The sequence below is a fragment of the Sphingomonas sanxanigenens DSM 19645 = NX02 genome, from assembly GCF_000512205.2.
GTDB lineage: Bacteria > Pseudomonadota > Alphaproteobacteria > Sphingomonadales > Sphingomonadaceae > Sphingomonas_D > Sphingomonas_D sanxanigenens.
In genome coordinates, this window is sequence record NZ_CP006644.1 from 864602 (window position 1) to 886368 (window position 21767).

Below are 21767 nucleotides of genomic sequence, written 5' to 3' on the forward strand. Positions count from 1 at the left end.
ATAACCTAAGAGCGGCATCCTCGCTAATTCCTACAGGAATATTCGGCTTGACCGATTATGCTTATGGGAATACCGTCGCGGCATGACTGATATCCGCGACATGCGCCGCCGAATTGGCGTCACTCAGACCGAGCTGGCGGCGCTGCTCGGTCTGAACCAGTCAACCATCTCCCGCTTCGAGGGCGGCTCGCTCCCGGTCGATGACCGGACGCTGCTCGCACTCGAGGCGCTCATCGCGCGTGCCGAGGCTGCGAGGCCAACGGCCCTCTGCACCCTCTGCGAGCGCCGCACGGACGACCCCGCCGTCAACAGCTGCACGGCGACCGACTGCCCGTGCGCAGCGCGGGAGGCTGCATAGGTGTTCGCCCTCGTGCTGAGCTGCATCGCTGTCGCGATCGCCGTCACCAATCTGATCATGATCCACCGCGGCAATCTCCGCCTGTGTGATGCCGAGGCCAAGCTGCGCTCGACGATAGCAGCCACCGTTCGCGAAAACGAACGGCGACGCCTGTCATGATCCTCTCCATTCCCCAGGTCCGCTTCGGCGGACGGCGCGCACGGCGGGCATCGCCGCCCCTTCCGCTGTCGGCCTGTGCGCGCCTATCTTCTTCCGCAGGCTCTAACCGATGACCGATCCGCAGATCAGCAGCCGCAACAGGGTTGTTTCCGCTTCTTCGCTGATTGAGGCCGCCGCCTGCGCTCTCTCCGCGATCAAGGATGAGGACGGCCTTACCGATGCGGAGCTCGGCGCCGTTCTGCATCGCGGTGCCGACCAGGCACAGCGCTACCGCACCGGCCTGGCCGAGATGGGTATGATCGCATTCCTGCGCGCCTGCTCGGCGTGGAACGGACGGTTCGCCGCAGAGATCGTCGGCAAGCTTGATCTCAAGCTGTCGCGCGTCGGCGCAGGTTCGCGGTCGGCACGTGGGTTCGCATCGCTGCTCGCCCGGCTACAGGTTGCAGTTAACGCCGCTCTTGAAAATGACGACGAGATCGACGGCGACGAGTTGCGGTCGATGCTCGCGCTGCTCGACGAGACCCGGAACGAGATCGAGGCGATGCAGGCGGGATCGTCGACGCTGCGGGCGGTGGCCTGATGCAGCGCGAGCATGCCTTTACGGAGACCGGATAACCCGGCGGCCGGGCCCGCCGACCAACCAGATCGAACCGCGCACCCGGTGCTTCCGGGAGCGCTTACGCATGCCCGACGCGCACCGGGCTCCTTCGTGCGCAAGTGAAGGGTAGATCAGATGAGCATTTGGATTGATGGGAGGCCGGTCTCCGCGGATTGGAAGCCGGCCCGGGGCGTGACCAGCGTCGGCGATGTCAGCCTCGATAGCGGCGCCACGCTCACCCTGCCTGAGGGCGTGACCAGCGTCGGCTATGTCCGCCTCGATAGCGGCGCCACGCTCACCCTGCCTGAGGGCGTGACCAGCGTCGGCAATCTCAGCCTCTATAGCGGCGCCACGCTCACCCTGCTTGAGGGCGTGACCAGCGTCGGCGATGTCAGCCTCGATAGCGGCGCCACGCTCACCCTGCTTGAGGGCGTGACCAGCGTCGGCTATGTCCGCCTCGATAGCGGCGCCACGCTCACCCTGCCTGAGGGCGTGACCAGCGTCGGCAATCTCAGCCTCTATAGCGGCGCCACGCTCACCCTGCTTGAGGGCGTGACCAGCGTCGGCGATGTCAGCCTCGATAGCGGCGCCACGCTCACCCTGCTTGAGGGCGTGACCAGCGTCGGCTATGTCCGCCTCGATAGCGGCGCCACGCTCACCCTGCCTGAGGGCGTGACCAGCGTCGGCAATCTCAGCCTCTATAGCGGCGCCACGCTCACCCTGCTTGAGGGCGTGACCAGCGTCGGCGATGTCAGCCTCGATAGCGGCGCCACGCTCACCCTGCCTGAGGGCGTGACCAGCGTCGGCTATGTCAGCCTCTATAGCGGCGCCACGCTCACCCTGCTTGAGGGCGTGACCAGCGTCGGCGATGTCCGCCTCGATAGCGGCGCCACGCTCACCCTGCCTAAGGGCTGCACGATCAAGGGTCATCCGCAGGCGGACCCGGCTGTGGCGAGGCAGCGACTGATCAATGTCGCCAGGCATGCGCTTGCGGAGCCGAAGCGGCTGCAGATGAACAATTGGCATGATAAGCGCGGCGGCTGCGGCACCGCGCACTGCATCGCCGGTTGGGCCGTCCATCTCGAGGGTGATGCGGGCTACGCGCTGGAGCGCGATGTGGGCCCCGCCGCCGCCGGCGTCCTGCTGCTCGGCATCGACGCCAGCAAGCTCTTCTTCCTGTCCAACGATGATGCCCGGTCTGCGCTGGAAGGCGTGCTGGCCGAGGCGGGCGAACCCGCGCCGACGATCGGCGCCTGAAGGGGATAGACAATGTCCAATGGACCCGTAGCAGCCGAGCAGCTGCGCCTGTTGATCGAGCGCATCGAGCGGCTCGAGGCCGAGAAGAAGGCGATCGCCGACGACATCCGTGGCGTGTATGCCGAGGCGAAATCGAACGGCTTCGACACGAAGACGATGCGCGCCATCGTCAAGCTGCGCAGCATCGATGAGGCCGAGCGCCGTGAGCAAGAGGCGCTGCTCGATACCTACAAGGCGGCGCTCGGGATGCTTGACGGCACGCCGCTCGGCCATTGGGCCCTGCAGCGCCTGTCGAAAGCCGATCCGAAGCCGGAGGAAGGCGAGGGCGGCGCCGGCGGGGAGCCAGACGCCGGCACTGTCGAGCCTCCGGCGGAAGAAGCGCCGCCGGAGCCGGAGACCACGCCGGAGCAGGCGCGCGCCATGGGTGCCGCCGCGGCGCGCGAGGGCAAGCCGGTCACCGCCAACCCGTTCCCGGCCCGGGACGTCGGCCGTGCCGCCTGGGACGAAGCGTGGTGTCAGGAGCTGGGCACCGACGGCATGGATATCCCCGACGCGCTGAAGCCGACCCCGAAACCGAAGAAGGGTGCGCCCGGCGCCGGCGGTGAGGGGGGCAACGACTGATGGCTGACAGCGAACCCGGATCGGCCCGGTCCGACCTCGAGCGCGACTTCGGCAAGCACGGAGAGATCGTTCTGCCCGGCGACGCCCAGCCGCCGATCCTTACTGCGCCTGTTCGTGCAGCGCTTCATCAGTGGCTGTTCGAGATGAACGCCGAGAAGGAGCTGCAGGCCGTCGGTCTGAAGCCGCGCAGCCGCTGCCTGCTGTCGGGGCCGCCCGGCTGCGGCAAGACGACGCTCGCCCACCACATCACCGCCCGGTTGGGCGTGCCGATGCTCGTGATCCAGAGCCACGAGATCGTCGGCAAGTATCTGGGCGAGAGTGGATCACGCATCGGCCAGCTGTTCCGCCAGGCACGACGCGATCGCTATGGCGTCGCCCTGTTCTTCGATGAGTTCGACGCGCTTGCGAAGAAGCGGGAGGCGTTGGGGTCGCAGGGCGCCGATAACGAGCGCGCCAACATCACCATCGCGCTGCTGCAAGAGTTCGATCGTTTCGACGGGCTGCTGTTCGCCGCGACGAACGTGACGAAGGAGATCGACCCAGCGATCTGGCGGCGGTTTCAGATGCAAATCGAGATCGGCCTGCCGGGCGCATCCGAACGATATGCCATCGTCAAGATGTACCTCGCGCCGTTCGAGGTCGCCGACGATGCGGTCACTGCAATTGCGGAGGCGCTCGACGGGGCGGCCCCCTCGCTCATCAAGGAAGGCTGCGAGGCGATCAAGCGGTCGATGGTTCTCGGCCCGAAGATGGGTCTTCCCATCGACCTGCCGTCGATCATGGATCGGTTCGCGAACAGCGCGTCCGCGTCTGAGGGGATGCCCGAGCCGGCGCTCTGGAGCTCACGTCGCTCGGTGCTGGCAAATCTCGCCCAGGTCGAGTGGCTGGCGTGACGCCTTGGTATCTCAAGAAGCCGCGCGTGCCAGCGACGGGGGCAAAGCGTCCCCGTCGCAAGGCGCCCGGCGCGCTTGAACGCCCGGTGCAGCGCGGCGTCATCGAACTGCTCGAGACGCTTGGCCTGCGCGTCGCCGCGGTACCGAACGGCGCGATGCTCGCCGGAAACGCCGCCAGCCGCGCGCGCCTCATGAAGGCGCTGAAGAAGGACGGGCTGCGCCCCGGCTTCCCCGACCTGATCGTGATGGGCCGCAAGCCCGGTCAGATCGGCGTGCTCGAATGCAAGCGCGAGAAGGACGGCCGGCTGAGCGTGGAACAGAAAGAGTGGCGGGATTTCTTCATCGAGGTGGGCCACCCGTGGGCGTGCGTCACCAGCGTCGATGAAGCCCTCGCTGCCATCAAATCGTGGGGATGGCTGGCATGAGCAGGAACACGTGGTGCCCGCCCGAATATCGGGCCGCCTATGATGCGCTGACGCGCAAGAAGATCCGCGCTGCCGATGCGCGCGCGATGATCGAGGAACAGATGAAGGTCGATGCCGCGCGGTCGCGGCCTGTGGCGCCGCCGACCGCAGAGCCCGAGCCGTCGTGCCCGCCTGTGGCAGACGAGCCCAGGCGCGCCGTCGGCAAGCCCGCGCCGCGGGTCGGCGACCTGGTCCAACTGCCGGAAAGCTACGACCCGATGATCGTGCAGATCGCCCTCAATCGCCGGAAGAACTGGCAGCGTGCCCGCAGCGGCCGTGGCGGCAACCATATGATGAAGGCCGCGCGGCTGATCATGGACGGTAATGCCGAGACGGTTCGCCGGGAGAGCGACCCTGTCGAGCGCGCGAAGAGCTATCTGCGGCGGCGGGGCTATATCGTCTATGACGGCGCCGTCCTCGAGCCCCGCCAGCAGGGCTTTGTCGTCGGCCGCCGCACTGTGCCGAACGCCGCAGCGCTGATCGATCTCGCGCGCAAGATGGGGTGGGCGGCATGACCCGCGAGACCGCCTGCAAGATGATCGAGCGCAACGCCCGTGGCGAGGTGGTGCGGGTGGAGCATCTCTACTTCATCCCGGCTCGAAACATCGGACCCGGTGCGCGAAATCTGCGGACGATGGGGCAGGTGCGATGAGCGCCGCCCCCAGCCTCTACGAGGCGTTCCTCGCCCGCAAGGCGATCGTCGATCCGCCAACCGGCATTGATGCCCCCGTCGACCTTCCCGATGCGCTGTTCGCTTTCCAGGCGGATATCGTTCGCTGGTCGCTGCGCCGCGGGCGCGCCGCCCTGTTCGCCGGTACCGGGCTGGGCAAGAGCCTGATGGAGTTGGCGTGGGGGCAGGCGGTGCACCGCGAGACGGGTCGCCCTGTGCTGCTGCTGACGCCCCTCGCCGTGTCCGCGCAGATGGTGCGCGAGGCCGAGAAGTTCGGGCTTTCCGCGCGGCAGGTGGCATCCGCGGACGACTGCGTCGCAGGCGTGAACATCGCCAACTATCAGAAGATCGGCAATTTCGATCTGGGCCGCTTCGGCGGCGTCATCCTCGACGAGAGCAGCATCCTCAAGTCGACGGACGGCCATTATCGCACGCGTCTGATCGAGGAATGCCAGGCGGTTCCGTTCCGGCTTGCCGCGACCGCAACGCCGGCGCCGAACGACTTCATGGAGCTGGGCAATCACGCCGAGTTCCTCGGAATCATGTCCTACACGGACATGCTCGCCACCTTCTTCACGCACGACAATGGCGACACCCAGAAATGGCGCCTCAAAGGGCATGCCGAGAACGAGTTCTGGAAGTGGATGGCATCGTGGTCTGTCATGCTCCGCAAGCCGTCCGATCTGGGCTATGCGGACGCAGGCTATGATCTGCCGCCGCTGCAGTTCGTGCAGCACACGGTCGGCGCCGATTACGCCCCCAACATCGACACCGGCATGCTCTTCCCGATGCAGGCGCAGACGCTCCAGGAGCGGATCGCGGCCCGGCGATCGACGGTCGATCAGCGGGTGGCGCTGGCCGCATCGATCACGCCGCCCGATCGCCCTTTCGTGTGGTGGTGCAACCTCAATGAAGAGAGCGCGCAGCTTGCGCGGATGATCCCCGGTGCCGTCGAGACCAAGGGCAGCGATCCGGACGACATCAAGGAGCGCAAGCTGCTGGATTTCAGTGAAGGCCGCACGCGGGTGCTCGTGACGAAGGCGGGCGTCGCGGGCTTCGGCATGAACTGGCAGCACTGCGCTGACACCGGCTTTGTCGGGCTCAACGACAGCTTCGAGCAGTTCTATCAGGCGGTGCGTCGCTTCTGGCGGTTCGGCCAGACGCGGCCGGTGACGGCGCATGTGATCGCCAGCGAGATCGAGGGCGCCACCACCGCCAATATCCGGCGCAAGGAATCCGATGCCGAGCGCATGGCCGCGGCGATGGTGATGCACATGGCGGACCTGTCGAGCGCCGCGGTGCGCGGGAGCGTGCGCGACACGCTGGCCTATGACCCGCGCCAGCCCATCATTCTTCCCAATTTTCTGGAGGCAGCATGAGCATCCTTGCCGTCGATCAGGTCGTTACCGACGACTATGCCATCTACCAGGGCGACAGCTGCGAAATCATCCGGGCGCTGCCCGGAGACAGCATCGGCTTCGGCATCCACTCGCCGCCGTTCGAGGGCCTTTACAAGTTCAGCAGCTTCGATCGCGACATATCCAACAATGAGGGCGCCGGCTTCTGGGAGCATTATGCGTTCCTGATTCAGGAGTTGCTGCGCGTGACGATGCCCGGCCGCCTGCACAGCGTGCATGTGATGCAGCTTCCGACCTCGAAGGTCCGGCACGGCCACATCGGAATGCGCGATTTCAGGGGCGAGGTGATCCGCGCCTATGAGGACGCCGGATGGATCTTCCATAGCGAGGTCTGCATCTGGAAGGATCCTGTCGTTGCGCAGCAGCGCACCAAGAGCATCCGGCTGCTGCACAAGCAGGTGGTCAAGGATTCGACCATCAGCGGGCAGGGCCTCGCCGACTATGTCGTGACGTTCCGAAAGCCCGGCGACAATCCGGACCCGGTGTCGGGCTGTTTCGATGCCTATTATGGCGATGGCGCAGGCCCTGACTTCACGAAGTACACGACCGATACCGATGGCCGGAACTGGTATTCGATCGAGGTGTGGCAGCGCTATGCCTCGCCGGTCTGGACAGACATCCGACAGACGCGGACGCTTCAATATCGCGAGGGGCGCGATGAGAAGGATGAGCAGCATATCTCGCCGCTCCAGCTCGACGTGATCGAGCGCTGCATCGATCTGTGGAGCAACCCAGGCGATACCGTGCTGACGCCGTTCCTGGGTATTGGCAGCGAGGTCTATTGCGCCGTCGAGATGGGGCGCAAGGGGATCGGTATCGAGCTCAAGCCCTCCTATTTCGTGCAGGCCGCGAAGAATATCGCGGCGCTGGCGTCGCGCAGCGCGGGGCTTTTCGAGTTCGCCGCATGAGCGCCGCCACCGCCACGCAGCCTGATCCGGACAGCATGACACTGCACTTCGGCCACAATGACCGGCCGACGTGGGCGGAGGAGGCGCCTGTCTATATCCGGTACCGCAATGGCCGCATCGTCGGCCCGCTGCCCGCGCGGACGCGCCGGTGGCGCATCTGGCCGAGCGGGTCGAGCGATTGGGACATCGTCGCTTGGCGCTATGCGGATGAGGCCGCCCGCATGGCCGACGATGCGGCGCGCCAGTCCGATGAGGGCGCTCGGTGAGCGTCATCGCCACAGCCGTTAAGCACCTGCTCGCCGCTGGCGTGACCGGCGACGCATTGGTCGCGGCCATCGCGGAGATGGAAGCGCAGCAGCATGCTGGTGCGGCCACAGACATGGTCGACACGGCGGCGGAGAAGCGGCGGGCGTGGGATCGTGACTATCGGCGCCAGCGCCGCGCCGCAGAGAAAGAGGCGGCTTGTCCACCCGACATCCACCCGACTCAGGTGGATCGGGTGGAAAATGCCGACAATCCTCCCCCTCCCTCCTCCCCTGATAAAAGCCCCCTAGAACCCCAAAAATTAACCCCTCCGCCCACCCCCACGCGCGACACCACGCGAGCGCGCGAGGCGAGCCGCTTGCCGGTCGACTGGCAGCCGGAGCCTTTCGGTGGCGAACTGGCGGAGGCGGTCTCTCGCTGGCCGCCCGGCGCGCTGGACCGCGAGTTGGAGCGCTTTCGCGACTGGGCGGCGAGCGCGAGCGGGCCGAACGCCCGGAAGAAGGATTGGCAGGCGGCATGGCGCAACTGGTGCCGCAGGGCCGAAGACGAAGGCAGGTATCGCAATGGACAACGTTCGACCGCTCAAGGCCGTGGTGGCGCGGGTGGCAGCCGGGATGCCGTCATCCGAGCCCTTGACGCAGACATCGCTCGCCTTGCCGACGAGCCTGCAGGACCTGGATCTCGACACGCTGCCGGCGAGGCTGGACGATACGACGCTGGCGATGGTCCGCCGCATCGCGGACGAACCGCCGCCGGCGCTTACGCGCTGCGATGAGCGGCACTTCAAGCAGTGCATGCGGGTGATGCGGACGACGCTGCCCAGCCGTGCGGCGGAGGACGATCTGAGCGGCAGCCTGTTCGCCACGGCCTATTACAAGTCGCTCGGCCATCGATCGAACGAGGCGATCTCCTTCCTGCTCGAGCACGCGCTGGCCGAATGCAGGTGGTTCCCGACGATCGTCGAATGCAACGCCATCCTCGCGCGCTGGAGCCGCGGCGACGACGCTTTCGCGCGGCATGGCCAAGCGACGGCGATCGTACGCCGCGAGGTGGAGGCGCGTTTCGCCGAGGCGTTCGATGCGCTCGAAGAGGGCAGGCTTTGCCAGGCCGAGATCGACGCGCTGCCCGACCAATGGAAGCGCATCGCGGCCGAGCGCTGCCTGCTCTGGCACCATGACGATGGCAGCTTCACCGATCGCACGGGACTGGCTGCCCGGGACGAGAAACAGGCCAACGCGAATGGGAGTCTCGGATGATGAAAGACGTTAATGGATGGTGCGTGTTGCGCGCAGCTGGTGGCAGCACGCTGCGGCTGGCGACCTCGCTCAACGAGAGCGGCATGGAGGCATGGACGCCCTCGCTGGTGATATCGCGCCGCATCCCGCGCTCGCGGGTGCGGATCGACAAGGCGGTGCCGATGCTGCCCACGTTCGTGTTCGCGCGGGCGCGGCATCTCGACGCGTTGCTCGGGCTGGCGGCGACCGCCAAGAAGGCGCAGCCGGCGTTCTCGGTGTTCCGCTATCAGGGGCGTGTGCCGGTCATCTCCGATGTCGGGCTCGAGCCGCTGCGGACGGCCGAGGCCAAGGCGCTGCCGAAGGACCAGCGGCACGCGTTCGCGGCAGGCGAGGCGGTGCGGCTGAGCGACGGGCCGTTTGCCGGGATGAGCGGCGTGGTGGAGCGCGCGCAGGGCGAGTTCGTGCTGGTCTGCTTCCCCGGCTTTCGCGTGCCGGTGAAGATCTCGTCTTTCCTTTTGCGGCCGGATGAGGCAGAACAAACCCAGCCCGATAAGGGCACCGCCGCACGAGCGGCATGATGCGGGCGAAGTCGGATGGCCATCGGCCTTACCGCCCCCGCCACCAACCGCGGGAAGCGTGCTTCTCGCGGAGTGCTGCTGCATATAACCGAGATCCGCGCGAAACCGGTCAGGTTGATCCGATCACCCAGATGGTGGTGAGCGGGGACTGAGCGGGAGTAGGACTGCCGGCGTGTCGAGCCACCGGCTGCAACGTCTGAGGTGCATGGACGTGACGGCGGGAGAGACCGCACCCAATCGGAGAACCCCATGACCACCACCGTCACCATCAAGACGCACGCCTGGCCGGTCGAGGTCACGACGACCGACGACTATGATAGCGGCGAGAGCCACGTCTATACAGCCGTCACCACCACGGTGCCGCCGGGCACGTCGGTCGACCTGTACCTGACGAGCACGCGCTCGCTGTCGCTGCGTGAGTTGCCGATCCCGCACGAGGATCAGCCGCATGTGAGCGATGCCGTCTCGGCCGCCTAAGCTTAACGGCAAGCCGAGGCAGGCCAAGCAGTCCAACTGGTCGCGTCGTGCTTCGCGCCAGTCGCGCGGATATGGCCGCGAGCATGAGCGGATCCGCGCTGAGCTGCTGCGGGATGAGCCGCTCTGTCGTGAGTGCAGGAAGCACGGCCGCGTCACCGCCGCGGTGATCGCTGACCATGTCGTGCCGTTGGCGCAGGGCGGTTCGGGCGAGCGGTCGAACTACCAGCCGCTATGTCGGCCATGCTCGGACGCGAAGACAGCGCGCGAGGCTGCTGCAGGAAGGACGAAGCCATGACGTTCGATGAGGTGGCCGAGGCCGCTATGCTGGTGGGCACGTACAAGCAGCTTGCCGATGCACGGGCGCGGGTGAACGAGACCGTGATCCAGATTGCCGGCGCGCTGCCCGCGGTACAGGACGCGATCAATAACACCGTGTCGTCTCAGGTGCAGTCGCAAGTCACCGCGGCGCTGGATGCCAGCATTGCGAGCACGGTTGATCGCCTCACCGCGATGGGCATTGAACTGCCGGTCGCGATCTGATGTTGCTGATCGAGATTCCGCGGGCCGCATCGATCGAAGAGGACGATCCCCGCTTCACGCCCGCGATCGTAGAGATCGGCCCATGGCTGAACATTGTGCTTGATGGTGTCGTGCAGCGCTTTGTCATCGGCTATGACATCGATGCCGGCACAGTCGATCGCCTCGTCGTTGATGAGAATGACCACGTCACGCTCAATGCGGCGAAGGATGCGGCGTTGACCGAGACGATCGCTGGCGTGGTTGAGGTGAGCTGGATTGGCGATGTCCCCGCGGCCGGCGGCAAGGTAGTCATCTCATGATCGACATGGATGCACTGGCACGTGCCGCCGAAGGTGATCCGAACGCAAAGGTGACGGTGAGCAAGAAGTGGCTGGCCGAAGTCCATCGGCTGCTCCAGCAGCGGGCGCGCGATAGACGGATGGACAGCGTGCTTGAAAAGGTGTTCAGCTACGGGCGCGGCGCTACACCCCCGGGGGGCGGGGCAAAAGTCTAGGGCGGCTCGTCTCAGGACCGTGCGTGAACCCAATTTTTCGCACGCCCGGATTAAATTTTTGGGACGAATTAAATTTCTGGGCCGCGCAAGCCGGCCGCAAGTATAGCGCAAGTAAAACCGCGATATACTTGGCGAATACTTGCGAGGTGCTATGAAGCGTGGGCCAAAGCCTGAAACGCCTTCGGCAAAATTCGAACGCGGAACGATCAAACCCTATCGGGATGGGGTTAAGACCGAGGTCATAGTGCCCGGCGATCCCCCCATAATGCCGGACTATCTAACGCCCGAGGCGATCGAGGTTTGGCATGAGGTGCTCGGCCGCGTGATGGCGGCGGGAGTGACCGAAGTCGATAGCGCGCTGCTCGCGCGCTACTGCTCGCTCGAGGCGCTCGTGCGCAAGGCGTTTGCCGCCGGCGGAGAACCGCCGCCAGCCGCGTACCTGACCGTGCTCCGTCAGCATGAGGAGCTTCTAAGAATCGCCGGGCCGAAGAGCCGAGTAGGTAGCGGAGGCGCCGCGGATGCCAGCAAGCCGGGCAACCCGTTCGCCCGCAACGGACACCGGGCACGCGCGTGATTATGCCGCCATCGCGCTCGCCTATGCGAAGCGCGCCGCGGCCGACAAGCAGCAGGTATCCCATTGCAAATGGGTGCGGCTGGCGGCGCAGCGGCATCTCGACGACCTCAAGCGGTCGCGGTCGAAGGACTGGCCCTATCGCTTCGACCCGTGGCACGCGAATGACGTCTGCGATTTCGCCGAGAAATTGCCGCACATCGAGGGAAACTGGTGCCGCTGCCCGCGCGCGGATGCGGGCGTCCACCTCGATCGCTGCGGGCTGATCGACCTCGAGCCGGCGCAGATCTTCATCCTCGCCGTCGTGTTCGGCTGGCGGCGCAAGGCGAACGGGCTTCGCCGCTTCACGGTGGTCTACGAGGAGGTGGCGCGCAAGAACGCCAAGTCGACCAAGACGGCGGCGGTCTCGCTCTATTGCCTCGCCTGCGAGAACGAGGTGGGGCCGCAGGTGCTGACCGCGGCGACGACGTTCGACCAGGCGAAGAAGGTTTTCCATCCGGCGAAGCGGATGGTGGAGAAGATGCCGGCGCTGCAGGAAGCGTTCGGCATCATCCCCTGGGCGAAGTCGATCACCTGCGCGGACAATGGTGGCTATATGCAGCCGCTGCACGCGAAGTCGAAGACGCAGGACGGCCACAACCCGCACCTGGTCACGATGGACGAGTTGCACGCGCACAGCGACCGCGGCCTCTACGACGTGATGCGTTCGGCCTTCGGCGCGCGGAAGCAGCCGCTTCTGTGGCAGATCACGACCGCCGGCTCGAACGTGCACGGCGTCTGCTACGAGCAGCGGACGATGGCGACGAAGGTGCTGGAGCGGTCGGTGATCGCCGAGCACATCTTCGGCATCATCTTCACGCTCGATGGCCCCAAGGATTTCGAGCCCGAGCGGAAGGCGGGCGACGACCCCTACGACGAGCGCAACTGGATCAAGGCGAACCCGCTGCTCGGCGCGGCGGTGCAACTGGACGAGCTGCGGCAATATGCGATCGAGGCGCAGAACAGCCCCCTGGCGGAGGGGGAGTTCAAAACCAAGCGTCTCAACCTGTGGATCGGCGCCGCAACCGCGTGGCTCAATGTCAGCCAGTGGATAGCGTGTTCGGATCCGACGCTGCGCCTGTCCGACTTCCGCGGGCTGGAATGCTTCATCGGCACCGACCTTTCGGACAAGGACGACATCACCGCGGTGGTGCTGGCGGCGATCGACCATGACGGGCGGCTGCTGATCAAGACGTGGTTCTACCTGCCCGAGGCGGTGCTGAAACGCGACAGCCAGTCGGAGAAGGATCAGCAGGCGCTCTATCGCCAGTGGCACGCATGGCGGAAGCTTGTGCTGACCAAGGGCGACTTCATCGATCACCGCGTCATCCGCCGGCGCATCGCCCGGCTGAAGAAGGCGCTGAACGTCCGCAAAGCGGTGGGCGACAGCTTCGCCGGCTGGGAGACGATGGCGGCCGGGCTCAACGACGATTTCGACGACGGCACCGGATTCGCCGTCATGCTCGCCAAGAACGCCAACAATTGCTCCGACCCGGCCAAGGATCTCGAGGCGCGGGTGAAGGCGGGGCCGGGCCAGCTGCGGCACGACGGCAACCCGGTGATGACGTGGATGGCCGGCAATGTCGTCGTCACGCGCGCGGTCAACGGCACGATCCTGCCGAAGAAGGAAAAGCCGATGAGCCCGAACAAGATCGACGGCATCGATGCGGCGGTCAACGCGATGGCGCCGATGCAGCGCGAGCAACCGCGTCCGCCCGAGTTTCAGATGATGGTTTTCTGAGGAGCATGGCCGTGACCAATCGGGCCTATTCGATCCTGTCGGTGAAGGCGCTCGACGACGCTCAGCGCGTCATCACCGGCATCGCCACGACCCCCACGGTGGACCGCGTGGGCGACATCATCGACCCGATGGGGGCCAGCTTCGCGGCGACGATCCCCTTCCTGTGGCAGCACGTGCACGACGCGCCGGTGGGTGAGACCAAGTTCGGAAAGCCGACGGCGAACGGCATCCCCTTCGAGACGAAATTCGTTCATCCCGACTCGGTCGAGAGCGCGACCCTGAAGGATCGGCTGCAACTGGCGTGGGACTCGGTGAAGACCGGGCTGGTGCGCGCCGTGTCGATCGGTTTCCGCCCGATCAAATACGCCTTCATGGATGGCGGCGGCATCGAATTTCAGGAAATCGAGATCTTCGAGCTTTCCGGCGTCACCATCCCCGCGAACGCCGAGGCGGTCATCACCGCGATCAAGAGCATGGACACCGCCGCCCGCAAGGCCGCCGGCGTGCCCGAGCCCGAAATCCCCGCCCACCCCGACGACAAAGCCGCGCCTGGCAAGAAGGTCGTCGTGGTGAAGCTGGTGGACCCCGCCCGCGATCGGGCGCCGCCTGTCGTCATCAAATCGATCAAACCGGTGCGAGCGACGCAGTAACCGAAGCAGACGGCCGCGCGCAGCGCCGCCCGATTCCCAAGGAAAACGAAGATGGATATCGCCGCTCAGATTGCGGCCTTTGAGGCGAAGCGTGCTTCGCACCAGGCGCGCATGACGGAAATCATGAAGAAGGCCGCGGGCGAGGGCACCACCCTCGATGAGGCCGAGCAGCAGGAATATGATGGGCTCGATGGTGAGATCCTCGCGATCGACGCGCACATCAAGCGCCTCAAGACGCTTCAGAAGACGCTGGCCACGACCGCGGCGCCAGTCGCCGGCGGCAGCACCGAAGAGGGCGCCGCGTCGCGCGGCGGCCAGCGCATCGAGGTCCGTGGGGTCAACCTGCCCAAGGGCACGGCCTTCACCCGCTATGCGATGGCGCTCGCGCGATCGAAGGGCAACCTGATGGTCGCCGCCGAGATCGCCAAGAGCTGGAAGGACAGCACGCCCGAGGTCGAAACGGTGCTGAAGGCAGCGGTCGCCGCCGGCACCACGACCGATGCCACCTGGGCGAAGCCGCTGGTCGAATACACGAACATGACCAGCGAGTTCGCCGAGCTGCTGCGCCCCGCCACCATCATCGGACGCATTCCGGGCCTGCGCATGGTGCCGTTCGAGATCAAGATCCCGCGGCAGACCGGCGGTTCGACCGTCGGCTGGGTCGGCGAGGGCAAGCCCAAGCCGGTCAGCGCGCTGGCGTTCGACCAGATCAGCCTCGGTCGCGCCAAGACGGCGGGCATCGTGGTGATCACCGACGAGCTGGCGCGTGCGTCCAGCCCCTCGGCGGAGCAGGTCGTGCGTGACGACCTGATCGCGCAGACCGCGCAGTTCCTCGACACCGAGTTCGTCGATCCGGACAATGCGGCGGTGACCGGCGTTTCGCCGGCGTCGATCACCAATGGCGTGACGCCGGTGGTCGCTTCCGGGACGGATGCCGACGCGGTGCGGGCCGATGCGAAGCAGCTGATGGCGAACTTCCTTGCCGCGAACCTGTCGCTGGCGGGCGCCGTCTGGATCATGACCGAGACCCAGGCGCTTGGCCTCGCGCTCATGATGAACCCGCTGGGCCAGCGTGAGTTTCCGGACATCAGCATCTCCGGCGCGAGCGGCGGCACGTGGCTTGGGCTGCCGGTGATCCTTTCGGAGAACATCCCCGCGCAGGCAGAGGTTACCGGCCCGCCGGCGATCCCGGCCGGTTCGCGCATCATCCTTGTCAAGGCGAGCGAGATCCTTCTCGCGGACGATGGCGAGACGATGCTCGACGTCAGCCGCGAGGCCTCGCTGCAGATGGACAGCGCGCCGACCGATCCCCCGGCCGCGGCCACCGTGTTCGTCTCGCTGTGGCAGATGAACCTGGTCGGCATCCGTGCCGAGCGGTACATCAACTGGGGCAAGCGCCGTCCGGGCGCCGTCCAGTTCATCACCGGCGCCGCCTACCAGTAAGCGCGGCAATCGAGGGGCTCGGCCGCCGGTGCGGCCGGGCCCTTTCGCGGGAGAGCGCCATGAAGCACCAATCCTACGTCACCCGGGCGCTCAAGGCGCGCGACCCGCGCTATGCGCGTGTCCTCGGCAAGCTCGGCTATGATACCACCGCCATGGCCGCCGAGGCTGTTGAGGGCGCCAAAGCCGGCGAATCCGGTGAGAGCAAGCCCGATCTCGACGCTCTGCGCGACACATACAAGCAGGTGATCGGCAAGCAGCCCTTCCATGGCTGGGATGCGGAGACGCTGGCGAAGAAGATCGAAGAGCGCCGCGCGGCCAAGTGATGCGCATCCTCGGCTTCACCATCACGCGTGAGAAGGCGGCGCCAGGTCAGCTGGTGAACGTCGACGGGCGCAACGGCTGGTGGCCGCTGATCCGCGAGAGTTTCACGGGAGCATGGCAGCGCAACATCGAGGTGAAGGTCGACACCGTCCTTTCGCACCATGCGGTGTTCGCCTGCCAGACGCTGATCGCCTCCGACATTGCCAAGTTGCGCATCAAGCTCGTGGCCAAGGACGATAACGGCATCTGGAGCGAGGTGACCAACCCGGCCTATTCGCCTGTGCTGCGCAAGCCGAACGGCTTCCAGAACCGCATCCAGTTCTTCGAAAACTGGGTGCTGAGCAAGCTGCAGGCGGGCAACACCTATGTGCTCAAGCAGCGCGATGCGCGCGGCGTCGTCGTCAAGCTGCACGTGCTGGATCCGGGCCGGGCGCGGCCGATGGTCGCGACCAACGGCGACGTTTATTACGAGCTGAAGACCGATCACCTGGTCGGCCTCGAAGGCGAGCTGGTCGTGCCCGCCAGCGAGATCATCCACGACCGCTTCAACTGCTTCTTCCACCCGCTTGTCGGCCTGTCGCCGATCTATGCGAACGGCCTTGCCGCGACGCAGGGGATCGCGATCCAGAACGCCAGCGCGCGGCTGTTCCAGAATGGTGCGCGGCCGGGGGGCGTGCTCACTGCACCCGGCGCGATCAGCGACGCGACGGCCGAGCGGCTGAAGGCCTATTGGGATGCGAACTTCACCGGCGAGAATGCCGGCAAGGTCGCCGTGCTGGGCGACGGGCTCAAGTTCGAGGCGATGTCGGTCAAGGCGACCGATGCGCAGCTGATCGAGCAGCTGAAGTGGTCGGCCGAGGTCGTCTGTTCGACCTATCACGTTCCGCCGTACAAGATCGGCGTCGGCACCATGCCGAGCTACAACAACGTCCAGGCGCTCAACACCGAATATTACTCCCAGTGCCTGCAGGCGCATATCGAGGCGATCGAGCTGTGCCTGGATGAGGGGCTGGCGACCGGCGACCGGCTGGGCACCGAGTTCGACATCGACAATCTGCTGCGCATGGACAGCGTGACGCAGATGCAGGTGCTGAAGGAATCGGCCGGCATCCTGACGATCGACGAGCAGCGCGCGAAGCTGGACAAGAAGCCGACCGAGGGTGGCGCCGCGGTCTATCTCCAGCAGCAGAATTACAGCCTCGCCGCGCTGGCGCGCCGTGACGCGCGCGAAGATCCGTTCGCGACCGCGCCGGCGGCCAACGCGCCAGCAGAGCCCGAAGATGGGTCGGAGGCGCAGGCCGCCAACGATAATGCGCGGCGCGCGGCGATCGCGCTGTTCGAGAAAGACCTGCGGGAGGCGCTGCATGCTTGATACCAAGGCGCTTGCCGAGGCGACCGCGGCGATCGTCCGCGAGTTCCTAGCGAAGGAAGTCGCGCCGCTCGTCGAAACCATCAAGCGCCTGGAGGCCGAGCTGCGGCAACGCGCGGCGGCGCCGAGCGCCGACGACATCGGCAGCCTGGTAGACGCCGCCGTCGTGCGCGAGATCGATCGTCGCGGACTGGTCTCGATCGATGTCGACCAGCTGCGTGAGAGCATCCCCACCACCGACCAGATCGTTTCCCGCGTGATCTCCACGCTTCCGGCGCCAGCCGCGCCGGTGGAGCCCGATATGGAGGCGATCCGCGCGACGATCGACGAACATGTGCGAACGGCGGTCTCTGCCATCCCGGCGCCGCAGGACGGCACCAGCGTGACGGTGGACGATGTCCGCCCGCTGATCGACGAGCAGGTGCGCGCAGCCGTGGCGGCAATCCCGGCGCCGCAGGACGGCGCCAGCGTGACGGTGGACGATGTCCGCCCGCTGATCGACGAGCAGGTGCGCGCGGCCGTGGCGGCGATCCCTGCGCCGAAGGACGGCATCGGCCTGGCCGCGATGTTCGTGAACCGGGACGGCGAGTGCGTCGCCACCATGACGGACGGCAGCATCCACACCCTCGGGCAGGTGGTTGGCCGCGACGCGGACATGGCGGCGCTCGAGCAGCAGGTGCGCCAGATGGTCGCCGCGATTCCCGTGCCGAAGGACGGCCGCGACGCGATGTCGCTGGACGACTTCACCGCCGAGGTCATGGAGGATGGCCGCACCATCCGCTTCGCGATGAAGGCCGGCGATACCGAGCGCGCCTATCAGCTGTCGTTCCCGGTCGTGATCGACCGCGGCGTTTGGCAGGCGGAGCGCGCCTATGAGGCTGGCGACGGCGTGACGTGGGCTGGCAGCTACTGGATCGCGCAGCGCGGTACCGACGCCAAGCCCGACACCGCCGATAGCGGCTGGCGGCTGAGCGTGAAGCGTGGTCGCGACGGCAAGGACAAGGTGGTCTGATGGTCGCGCTGGTCACGCTCGCCGAGGCGAAGGCTCATCTGCGCGTCGAAGACGACGATCAGGATGCGGACATCGACCTGAAGCGCCTCGCCGCCGGCGACATCGTCATCGACTATATCAAGCGGCCCGATCACGGATGGACCGAAGCAACCGCACCCTTCCTGATCAAGTCAGCGGTTCTTCTTATGCTCGGCGAGCTTTTCGCGAACCGTGAGACCGCCGATCTGCCTCCCGGCGCGCGGTCCATCTTGCACCGCTTTCGCGATCCGGCGCTCGCATGATCGGCGCAGGCGCGCGCAACCGACGCATCCGCTTCGAGCGGGCCGAGGTGACGCAGGATGCCTTCGGCGGCGAGGTGAGGACGTGGGTGAAGCTGTGCGACGCGTGGGCGCATGTGATCTTTGCCAAAGGGGCCGAGCGGCGTGAGGCGGCGCAGGAGCGCGCAGCCGCTGCCGCGACATTCATCGTGCTGCACAACCCGCGCACGCGCGACATATCCGTCACCGATCGGATCATTTTCGACGGCGCATCGTGGGACATCGTCTCGAATATCCCCAGCCGGGATTTCAATGCGGAACGCGAAATCGAAGCGGTTCGCGGGGTTCAATAGGAGATCATCATGGGATTGAATGCCACGATTGAAGCCAGCATCCGGGCGAAGCTGACTGCCGCCCCGGATATCGGGTCTGCCGCCTACGATATCGAAACGCGGGCGCGCTATCCGCTCACCGATGGGGTCGGCGCCAACCAAGCGAACAACGTGTTCAGCGACACGCGCACGCTGGCCGCATCCGCATCCGAGTCGATCGACCTCGCCGGATCGCTAGCCAACGTGTTCGGTGTGGTGCTGACCTTCACCGCAATCAAGGCGATCTACGTGAAGGCAGCCGCAGGCAACACCAACGACGTCGTTATCGGCGGCGCAGCCAGTAACGCTTTCGTCGGTCCGTTCGCGGATGCGAGCGACAAGCTTGCAATCAAGCCGGGCGGCTGCGTGATGCTGGTCAACCCTTCGGCCGCCGGCTGGACGGTCACGCCATCGACGGGCGATCTTCTGCTGATCGCGAACAGCGCTGCCGGCACGCCGGTTTCCTATGACATCGTGATCATCGGCGAAGCCTGATGGCCAAGCTCATCGAACTTGGAATGGGCAACTTCGTAAGAAGCTTGACCCTTAGCGTTCGGATTTCCGGACAAAAGCGCGCGGCGGCACGTATTTGGATCGGCGCCCAGATCATAAAGTTGGCCGCGCTCGCGATCGGTTGCTCGGTCGAGATCGAGGTCGAGAAACGCTGATGCGCATGTCTGCCCGGGTCGACGGGGCCCAAAGCCTCGTGCGGAAGCTGGATCGGTTTACCGAGGCGACGAGCAACAAGATCCAGCGTCAAGTGCTGATGGAGGCGGGTGAGATCATCGCCGATCGCGCACGTGAGCTTGTGCCGGTCGATAGCGGAGATCTGCGCGGCAGCATCACCGTCAGCGACAAGGTCAGGGCCTATGACGGCCAAGGATTGACGCTCGGCATCGGCGGCCCGGTGACGATCTACATCGGGCCGCAGCGCGGCAGCAAGCCGGACGGCTTCTATGGCCACATGGTCGAGTGGGGGACGGTCAAGATGGCGGCGCAGCCGTTCATGCGCCCGGCCTTCGATTCGACCAGAGGACAGGTCCAATCCCGCATACGCAATGACCTGGCGGCGGCAATCGCCAAGGCGGCAAGAGGTTGATCGATGGAAGAGGCGCTTCGCGATCGACTGCTTGCCAACCCAGGACTTTCCGCGCTGGTGGGCGACCGCATCTGGTGGGTCGAACGCCCGCAGAGTTCGGCGTTGCCCGCGCTCACGCTGCAACTCATCTCGCCGGGTCGAACCTACACCCACGACGGCCCGGCCGGATTCTACGGGCCGCGCGTGCAATGCGACTCGTGGGGCGGCTCATATGGATCGGCCCGCCTGGTGTCGCGGGCGCTGCTGGCCGCGATCGAGCCGGCCACCACGGTCGGCGGCGTCGAGTTCAAAGCGGCGTTCCTCGATTCCGAACGCGACATGCCGGTATCGGAGATGCCGGACAGGACCACGATCTTCCGGGTCAGCCAGGACTTTTTCGTGTGGTGGAAACTTCCAGCTTGAAGGATTGAGATATGACAGGCGTTCTTGGGTATGGCACCGCGCTCTACCTGACCAATGCTGCGGCGGCGCTGCAGAAGGTGCTCGGGCTGACCAACGTCAACCGCCCCAACCTTACGGTGGAGACGGTCGACACAACCACGCATGACAGCCCGGATGCGGTGCGCGAGTTCATCGCAGGCCTCGCGGATCCCGGCGAGCTTTCGGCGACGATCCATTATGAGCCCGGATCGGCAACCGATGATCTGATCCTCGAGCATCTCGCCTCGCGCGAGAAGCGGCCGTTCAACATCGTGACGATCGGCGCGGCCGGCGCGACCGAGAACAACGAGGGGGTGATCATCCTCACGTCCTACGAACCCGACGATGCGCCGATCGACGGCGTACGCACCGCTACGGTCACCGGCAAGGTGAGCGGCGCGATCACGCAGGAGGCGACCGCGTAATGGCGAACAAGATGCGCGGTGAGGCGACGATCAAGGTCGACGACCGGGAACTCACCCTCCGGCTCGACTTCAACACGTTCTGCGATATCGAGACCAGCACCGGGCTGGACATCCAGCAGCTCGGGCCGGCGCTGTCTAAGAACCCGTCCGCGACCGTCCTCCGCGCGCTCGTTTGCGCGTGCCTGCAGCACCATCATCCCGGCACGACCGAGCGGCAGGCGGGCGAGATCCTATCGATCGTCGATCATGAGGAGATCGGGGAGGTGCTGGGTAAGTTGTTCGAAGCGGCGATGCCCGCGCCGGACCCTCGCAACGGCGCGCCGCGGGCGGAGACGCGGCGTGGAGCTGGGAAGCGCTGATTTCGCAATGGACGGCTGAGGGCTTCGATCCTGAAACCTTTTGGCTGCAGACGCCGAGAACCTTCGTCGCGGTGATGAAGGGGCGGCGCGCAGCAGCCGAGCGTCTCTATGAGATCGCTGGCTGGATCGTCTGGCACGCAGGCTTGCTCACCGGCATCGGGACCAACGCCCCGAAAAAATATCCGAAGCTCGAGCGCATGATGGGGTTGAAGGCAAAGCCGGTCGCCAAGCCGCAAAGCGAGGTTGAGTTGAATGCCAACCTGCGCGCATGGGGGGCGCTGTTGAAGCGGGCGGCTAAAACTTCGTCTTGAAGTCGGGAAAGCCGGTGAAGGGGGAGGGGGTGCAGGTGCCCTGCCACTCCATTGAAAATGGAGTGGCGCTCAATCTTCTGACATGCAAAATCGAGTGCTCGCCCGTTTCTCGGTTAATCACATTGCGTGTCGATGATTTCGAGAACGGGCCATCCTCCTTCTTGTCCTTCAGTGTAATGCTGGCCGGCTGCACCGATGCAACCTCGTTAATGGATTTGCATTCCCCATCGCACCAGCGCGACTTCGACAGGTCTATGCGATAGACATAGTTATACGGTGCGCTCTTTCGATCATTGTACGAGGTCGTGGTGACGGTCCCGGTGCAGACCAGATTGAACGTCATCATCACCGCCGTCGCTGCACCACCCAACATCCGCCACCTCCCTGCCTGAGCCTGAGCGGTTCTACGCTCCGCGATCGGCTTGTTCAACGCGTGGCCCCGTACC

Annotated in this window: 35 protein-coding genes and 1 pseudogene; 35 read left to right on the forward strand and 1 reads right to left on the reverse strand. The window is 65.8% G+C overall.

All coding sequences use genetic code 11. The features are described 5' to 3' along the window. The first annotated feature begins 82 nt into the window (after positions 1 to 82). The 35 genes and pseudogenes from NX02_RS04030 (at position 83) to NX02_RS04185 (ending at position 21321) form a co-directional block, all read left to right on the forward strand. Complete coding sequence (locus NX02_RS04030) at positions 83 to 358, forward strand: helix-turn-helix domain-containing protein (protein ID WP_025290909.1); 276 nt, start codon at positions 83 to 85, stop codon at positions 356 to 358. Further along, positions 359 to 517 carry a hypothetical protein gene (locus NX02_RS32150; RefSeq protein WP_158013899.1) on the forward strand — a complete coding sequence of 53 codons (159 nt, stop codon included), beginning with the start codon at positions 359 to 361 and terminating at the stop codon, positions 515 to 517. It begins immediately after the preceding gene. Positions 518 to 626: 109 nt separating this feature from the next. Beyond that, positions 627 to 1097, forward strand: coding sequence for a hypothetical protein (locus NX02_RS04035; protein ID WP_025290910.1), 471 nt, complete (start codon positions 627 to 629; stop codon positions 1095 to 1097). A gap of 153 nt (positions 1098 to 1250) precedes the next feature. Further along, positions 1251 to 2372: a leucine-rich repeat domain-containing protein gene (locus NX02_RS33245; RefSeq protein WP_211258285.1), complete on the forward strand. Its 1122-nt coding sequence runs from the start codon at positions 1251 to 1253 to the stop codon at positions 2370 to 2372. A 12-nt stretch (positions 2373 to 2384) separates the two neighbouring features. Beyond that, a pseudogene (locus NX02_RS33520) lies at positions 2385 to 2621 on the forward strand (DUF2312 domain-containing protein); the annotation flags it as partial. A gap of 515 nt (positions 2622 to 3136) precedes the next feature. Beyond that, complete coding sequence (locus NX02_RS04050; RefSeq protein WP_245648762.1) at positions 3137 to 3886, forward strand: AAA family ATPase; 750 nt, start codon at positions 3137 to 3139, stop codon at positions 3884 to 3886. An 86-nt stretch (positions 3887 to 3972) separates the two neighbouring features. Beyond that, entirely contained in the window at positions 3973 to 4311 is a 339-nt protein-coding gene (locus tag NX02_RS04055; protein ID WP_025290914.1) for a VRR-NUC domain-containing protein, read from the forward strand. After that, positions 4308 to 4865, forward strand: coding sequence for a hypothetical protein (locus NX02_RS04060; RefSeq protein WP_025290915.1), 558 nt, complete (start codon positions 4308 to 4310; stop codon positions 4863 to 4865). The genes NX02_RS04055 and NX02_RS04060 overlap by 4 nt, the downstream gene beginning before the upstream one ends. Then, positions 4862 to 5002, forward strand: coding sequence for a hypothetical protein (locus tag NX02_RS32160; RefSeq protein ID WP_158013900.1), 141 nt, complete (start codon positions 4862 to 4864; stop codon positions 5000 to 5002). Before NX02_RS04060 ends, NX02_RS32160 begins: the two co-directional genes overlap by 4 nt. Beyond that, positions 4999 to 6399 carry a DEAD/DEAH box helicase gene (locus tag NX02_RS04065; protein ID WP_025290916.1) on the forward strand — a complete coding sequence of 467 codons (1401 nt, stop codon included), beginning with the start codon at positions 4999 to 5001 and terminating at the stop codon, positions 6397 to 6399. Before NX02_RS32160 ends, NX02_RS04065 begins: the two co-directional genes overlap by 4 nt. Next, on the forward strand, positions 6396 to 7346 hold the full coding sequence (locus NX02_RS04070) for a DNA-methyltransferase (protein WP_025290917.1): 951 nt from the start codon (positions 6396 to 6398) through the stop codon (positions 7344 to 7346). Before NX02_RS04065 ends, NX02_RS04070 begins: the two co-directional genes overlap by 4 nt. Continuing rightward, positions 7343 to 7612 carry a hypothetical protein gene (locus NX02_RS04075; protein ID WP_025290918.1) on the forward strand — a complete coding sequence of 90 codons (270 nt, stop codon included), beginning with the start codon at positions 7343 to 7345 and terminating at the stop codon, positions 7610 to 7612. Before NX02_RS04070 ends, NX02_RS04075 begins: the two co-directional genes overlap by 4 nt. A gap of 561 nt (positions 7613 to 8173) precedes the next feature. After that, a complete protein-coding gene (locus NX02_RS04080; protein ID WP_025290919.1) occupies positions 8174 to 8866 on the forward strand; it encodes a hypothetical protein in 693 nt (230 codons plus the stop codon). Beyond that, entirely contained in the window at positions 8863 to 9423 is a 561-nt protein-coding gene (gene nusG, locus NX02_RS04085) for a transcription termination/antitermination protein NusG (protein WP_158013901.1), read from the forward strand. Before NX02_RS04080 ends, nusG begins: the two co-directional genes overlap by 4 nt. A gap of 249 nt (positions 9424 to 9672) precedes the next feature. After that, the gene (locus NX02_RS04090; RefSeq protein ID WP_025290921.1) at positions 9673 to 9900 is read left to right on the forward strand and encodes a hypothetical protein; all 228 of its coding nucleotides are present in this window, start codon (positions 9673 to 9675) and stop codon (positions 9898 to 9900) included. Continuing rightward, positions 9881 to 10195, forward strand: a complete 315-nt coding sequence (locus tag NX02_RS31295) for an HNH endonuclease (RefSeq protein WP_025290922.1) — start codon at positions 9881 to 9883, stop codon at positions 10193 to 10195. Before NX02_RS04090 ends, NX02_RS31295 begins: the two co-directional genes overlap by 20 nt. Then, complete coding sequence (locus tag NX02_RS04100; protein WP_025290923.1) at positions 10192 to 10440, forward strand: hypothetical protein; 249 nt, start codon at positions 10192 to 10194, stop codon at positions 10438 to 10440. The genes NX02_RS31295 and NX02_RS04100 overlap by 4 nt, the downstream gene beginning before the upstream one ends. Beyond that, the gene (locus NX02_RS04105; RefSeq protein WP_025290924.1) at positions 10440 to 10739 is read left to right on the forward strand and encodes a hypothetical protein; all 300 of its coding nucleotides are present in this window, start codon (positions 10440 to 10442) and stop codon (positions 10737 to 10739) included. The genes NX02_RS04100 and NX02_RS04105 overlap by 1 nt, the downstream gene beginning before the upstream one ends. Continuing rightward, positions 10736 to 10933, forward strand: a complete 198-nt coding sequence (locus tag NX02_RS04110; RefSeq protein ID WP_025290925.1) for a hypothetical protein — start codon at positions 10736 to 10738, stop codon at positions 10931 to 10933. The genes NX02_RS04105 and NX02_RS04110 overlap by 4 nt, the downstream gene beginning before the upstream one ends. Before the next feature lie 151 nt (positions 10934 to 11084). Further along, positions 11085 to 11507 (forward strand): hypothetical protein, encoded by a 423-nt coding sequence (locus NX02_RS04115; protein ID WP_025290926.1) that lies wholly within the window; start codon positions 11085 to 11087, stop codon positions 11505 to 11507. Continuing rightward, on the forward strand, positions 11452 to 13284 hold the full coding sequence (locus NX02_RS04120; protein WP_025290927.1) for a terminase large subunit: 1833 nt from the start codon (positions 11452 to 11454) through the stop codon (positions 13282 to 13284). Before NX02_RS04115 ends, NX02_RS04120 begins: the two co-directional genes overlap by 56 nt. A gap of 11 nt (positions 13285 to 13295) precedes the next feature. Beyond that, positions 13296 to 13934, forward strand: a complete 639-nt coding sequence (locus NX02_RS33075; protein ID WP_158013902.1) for an HK97 family phage prohead protease — start codon at positions 13296 to 13298, stop codon at positions 13932 to 13934. A gap of 51 nt (positions 13935 to 13985) precedes the next feature. Next, a complete protein-coding gene (locus tag NX02_RS04130; protein ID WP_025290929.1) occupies positions 13986 to 15377 on the forward strand; it encodes a phage major capsid protein in 1392 nt (463 codons plus the stop codon). A 59-nt stretch (positions 15378 to 15436) separates the two neighbouring features. After that, complete coding sequence (locus NX02_RS04135; protein WP_025290930.1) at positions 15437 to 15700, forward strand: hypothetical protein; 264 nt, start codon at positions 15437 to 15439, stop codon at positions 15698 to 15700. Beyond that, complete coding sequence (locus NX02_RS04140; RefSeq protein ID WP_025290931.1) at positions 15700 to 17070, forward strand: phage portal protein; 1371 nt, start codon at positions 15700 to 15702, stop codon at positions 17068 to 17070. Before NX02_RS04135 ends, NX02_RS04140 begins: the two co-directional genes overlap by 1 nt. Beyond that, entirely contained in the window at positions 17063 to 18079 is a 1017-nt protein-coding gene (locus NX02_RS04145; RefSeq protein ID WP_025290932.1) for a hypothetical protein, read from the forward strand. The genes NX02_RS04140 and NX02_RS04145 overlap by 8 nt, the downstream gene beginning before the upstream one ends. Then, complete coding sequence (locus NX02_RS04150) at positions 18079 to 18360, forward strand: head-tail connector protein (RefSeq protein WP_025290933.1); 282 nt, start codon at positions 18079 to 18081, stop codon at positions 18358 to 18360. The genes NX02_RS04145 and NX02_RS04150 overlap by 1 nt, the downstream gene beginning before the upstream one ends. Further along, the gene (locus tag NX02_RS04155; RefSeq protein WP_025290934.1) at positions 18357 to 18689 is read left to right on the forward strand and encodes a phage head closure protein; all 333 of its coding nucleotides are present in this window, start codon (positions 18357 to 18359) and stop codon (positions 18687 to 18689) included. Before NX02_RS04150 ends, NX02_RS04155 begins: the two co-directional genes overlap by 4 nt. A gap of 9 nt (positions 18690 to 18698) precedes the next feature. Continuing rightward, positions 18699 to 19202, forward strand: a complete 504-nt coding sequence (locus NX02_RS04160; protein ID WP_025290935.1) for a hypothetical protein — start codon at positions 18699 to 18701, stop codon at positions 19200 to 19202. Then, the gene (locus NX02_RS32170; RefSeq protein ID WP_158013903.1) at positions 19202 to 19375 is read left to right on the forward strand and encodes a hypothetical protein; all 174 of its coding nucleotides are present in this window, start codon (positions 19202 to 19204) and stop codon (positions 19373 to 19375) included. Before NX02_RS04160 ends, NX02_RS32170 begins: the two co-directional genes overlap by 1 nt. After that, a complete protein-coding gene (locus NX02_RS04165; RefSeq protein ID WP_025290936.1) occupies positions 19375 to 19806 on the forward strand; it encodes an HK97-gp10 family putative phage morphogenesis protein in 432 nt (143 codons plus the stop codon). The genes NX02_RS32170 and NX02_RS04165 overlap by 1 nt, the downstream gene beginning before the upstream one ends. A gap of 3 nt (positions 19807 to 19809) precedes the next feature. Further along, positions 19810 to 20208: a tail completion protein gp17 gene (gene gp17, locus NX02_RS04170; protein ID WP_025290937.1), complete on the forward strand. Its 399-nt coding sequence runs from the start codon at positions 19810 to 19812 to the stop codon at positions 20206 to 20208. A gap of 11 nt (positions 20209 to 20219) precedes the next feature. After that, positions 20220 to 20651: a phage tail tube protein gene (locus tag NX02_RS04175; protein ID WP_025290938.1), complete on the forward strand. Its 432-nt coding sequence runs from the start codon at positions 20220 to 20222 to the stop codon at positions 20649 to 20651. Further along, complete coding sequence (locus tag NX02_RS04180; RefSeq protein WP_025290939.1) at positions 20651 to 21010, forward strand: hypothetical protein; 360 nt, start codon at positions 20651 to 20653, stop codon at positions 21008 to 21010. The genes NX02_RS04175 and NX02_RS04180 overlap by 1 nt, the downstream gene beginning before the upstream one ends. A 71-nt stretch (positions 21011 to 21081) precedes the next feature. Continuing rightward, entirely contained in the window at positions 21082 to 21321 is a 240-nt protein-coding gene (locus NX02_RS04185; protein ID WP_162232658.1) for a hypothetical protein, read from the forward strand. Here NX02_RS04185 and NX02_RS32175 read toward each other — a convergent pair. Next, positions 21305 to 21751 (reverse strand): hypothetical protein, encoded by a 447-nt coding sequence (locus tag NX02_RS32175; RefSeq protein WP_158013904.1) that lies wholly within the window; start codon positions 21749 to 21751, stop codon positions 21305 to 21307. The two genes, NX02_RS04185 and NX02_RS32175, sit on opposite strands and share 17 nt — an antisense overlap. Positions 21752 to 21767 lie beyond the last annotated feature (16 nt).

Excerpts from the sequence above, each read along its gene's own strand:
- NX02_RS04030 (WP_025290909.1), top strand. The coding sequence starts at position 83 with ATGACTGATATCCGCGACATGCGCCGCCGAATTGGCGTCACTCAGACC.
- NX02_RS04035 (WP_025290910.1), top strand. The coding sequence starts at position 627 with ATGACCGATCCGCAGATCAGCAGCCGCAACAGGGTTGTTTCCGCTTCT.
- NX02_RS33245 (WP_211258285.1), top strand. The coding sequence starts at position 1,251 with ATGAGCATTTGGATTGATGGGAGGCCGGTCTCCGCGGATTGGAAGCCG.
- NX02_RS04050 (WP_245648762.1), top strand. The coding sequence starts at position 3,137 with ATGAACGCCGAGAAGGAGCTGCAGGCCGTCGGTCTGAAGCCGCGCAGC.
- NX02_RS04060 (WP_025290915.1), top strand. The coding sequence starts at position 4,308 with ATGAGCAGGAACACGTGGTGCCCGCCCGAATATCGGGCCGCCTATGAT.
- NX02_RS32160 (WP_158013900.1), top strand. The coding sequence starts at position 4,862 with ATGACCCGCGAGACCGCCTGCAAGATGATCGAGCGCAACGCCCGTGGC.
- NX02_RS04065 (WP_025290916.1), top strand. The coding sequence starts at position 4,999 with ATGAGCGCCGCCCCCAGCCTCTACGAGGCGTTCCTCGCCCGCAAGGCG.
- NX02_RS04070 (WP_025290917.1), top strand. The coding sequence starts at position 6,396 with ATGAGCATCCTTGCCGTCGATCAGGTCGTTACCGACGACTATGCCATC.
- NX02_RS04075 (WP_025290918.1), top strand. The coding sequence starts at position 7,343 with ATGAGCGCCGCCACCGCCACGCAGCCTGATCCGGACAGCATGACACTG.
- NX02_RS04080 (WP_025290919.1), top strand. The coding sequence starts at position 8,174 with ATGGACAACGTTCGACCGCTCAAGGCCGTGGTGGCGCGGGTGGCAGCC.
- nusG (WP_158013901.1), top strand. The coding sequence starts at position 8,863 with ATGATGAAAGACGTTAATGGATGGTGCGTGTTGCGCGCAGCTGGTGGC.
- NX02_RS04090 (WP_025290921.1), top strand. The coding sequence starts at position 9,673 with ATGACCACCACCGTCACCATCAAGACGCACGCCTGGCCGGTCGAGGTC.
- NX02_RS31295 (WP_025290922.1), top strand. The coding sequence starts at position 9,881 with ATGCCGTCTCGGCCGCCTAAGCTTAACGGCAAGCCGAGGCAGGCCAAG.
- NX02_RS04100 (WP_025290923.1), top strand. The coding sequence starts at position 10,192 with ATGACGTTCGATGAGGTGGCCGAGGCCGCTATGCTGGTGGGCACGTAC.
- NX02_RS04105 (WP_025290924.1), top strand. The coding sequence starts at position 10,440 with ATGTTGCTGATCGAGATTCCGCGGGCCGCATCGATCGAAGAGGACGAT.
- NX02_RS04110 (WP_025290925.1), top strand. The coding sequence starts at position 10,736 with ATGATCGACATGGATGCACTGGCACGTGCCGCCGAAGGTGATCCGAAC.
- NX02_RS04115 (WP_025290926.1), top strand. The coding sequence starts at position 11,085 with ATGAAGCGTGGGCCAAAGCCTGAAACGCCTTCGGCAAAATTCGAACGC.
- NX02_RS04120 (WP_025290927.1), top strand. The coding sequence starts at position 11,452 with ATGCCAGCAAGCCGGGCAACCCGTTCGCCCGCAACGGACACCGGGCAC.
- NX02_RS04130 (WP_025290929.1), top strand. The coding sequence starts at position 13,986 with ATGGATATCGCCGCTCAGATTGCGGCCTTTGAGGCGAAGCGTGCTTCG.
- NX02_RS04135 (WP_025290930.1), top strand. The coding sequence starts at position 15,437 with ATGAAGCACCAATCCTACGTCACCCGGGCGCTCAAGGCGCGCGACCCG.
- NX02_RS04140 (WP_025290931.1), top strand. The coding sequence starts at position 15,700 with ATGCGCATCCTCGGCTTCACCATCACGCGTGAGAAGGCGGCGCCAGGT.
- NX02_RS04145 (WP_025290932.1), top strand. The coding sequence starts at position 17,063 with ATGCTTGATACCAAGGCGCTTGCCGAGGCGACCGCGGCGATCGTCCGC.
- NX02_RS04150 (WP_025290933.1), top strand. The coding sequence starts at position 18,079 with ATGGTCGCGCTGGTCACGCTCGCCGAGGCGAAGGCTCATCTGCGCGTC.
- NX02_RS04155 (WP_025290934.1), top strand. The coding sequence starts at position 18,357 with ATGATCGGCGCAGGCGCGCGCAACCGACGCATCCGCTTCGAGCGGGCC.
- NX02_RS04160 (WP_025290935.1), top strand. The coding sequence starts at position 18,699 with ATGGGATTGAATGCCACGATTGAAGCCAGCATCCGGGCGAAGCTGACT.
- NX02_RS32170 (WP_158013903.1), top strand. The coding sequence starts at position 19,202 with ATGGCCAAGCTCATCGAACTTGGAATGGGCAACTTCGTAAGAAGCTTG.
- NX02_RS04165 (WP_025290936.1), top strand. The coding sequence starts at position 19,375 with ATGCGCATGTCTGCCCGGGTCGACGGGGCCCAAAGCCTCGTGCGGAAG.
- gp17 (WP_025290937.1), top strand. The coding sequence starts at position 19,810 with ATGGAAGAGGCGCTTCGCGATCGACTGCTTGCCAACCCAGGACTTTCC.
- NX02_RS04175 (WP_025290938.1), top strand. The coding sequence starts at position 20,220 with ATGACAGGCGTTCTTGGGTATGGCACCGCGCTCTACCTGACCAATGCT.
- NX02_RS04180 (WP_025290939.1), top strand. The coding sequence starts at position 20,651 with ATGGCGAACAAGATGCGCGGTGAGGCGACGATCAAGGTCGACGACCGG.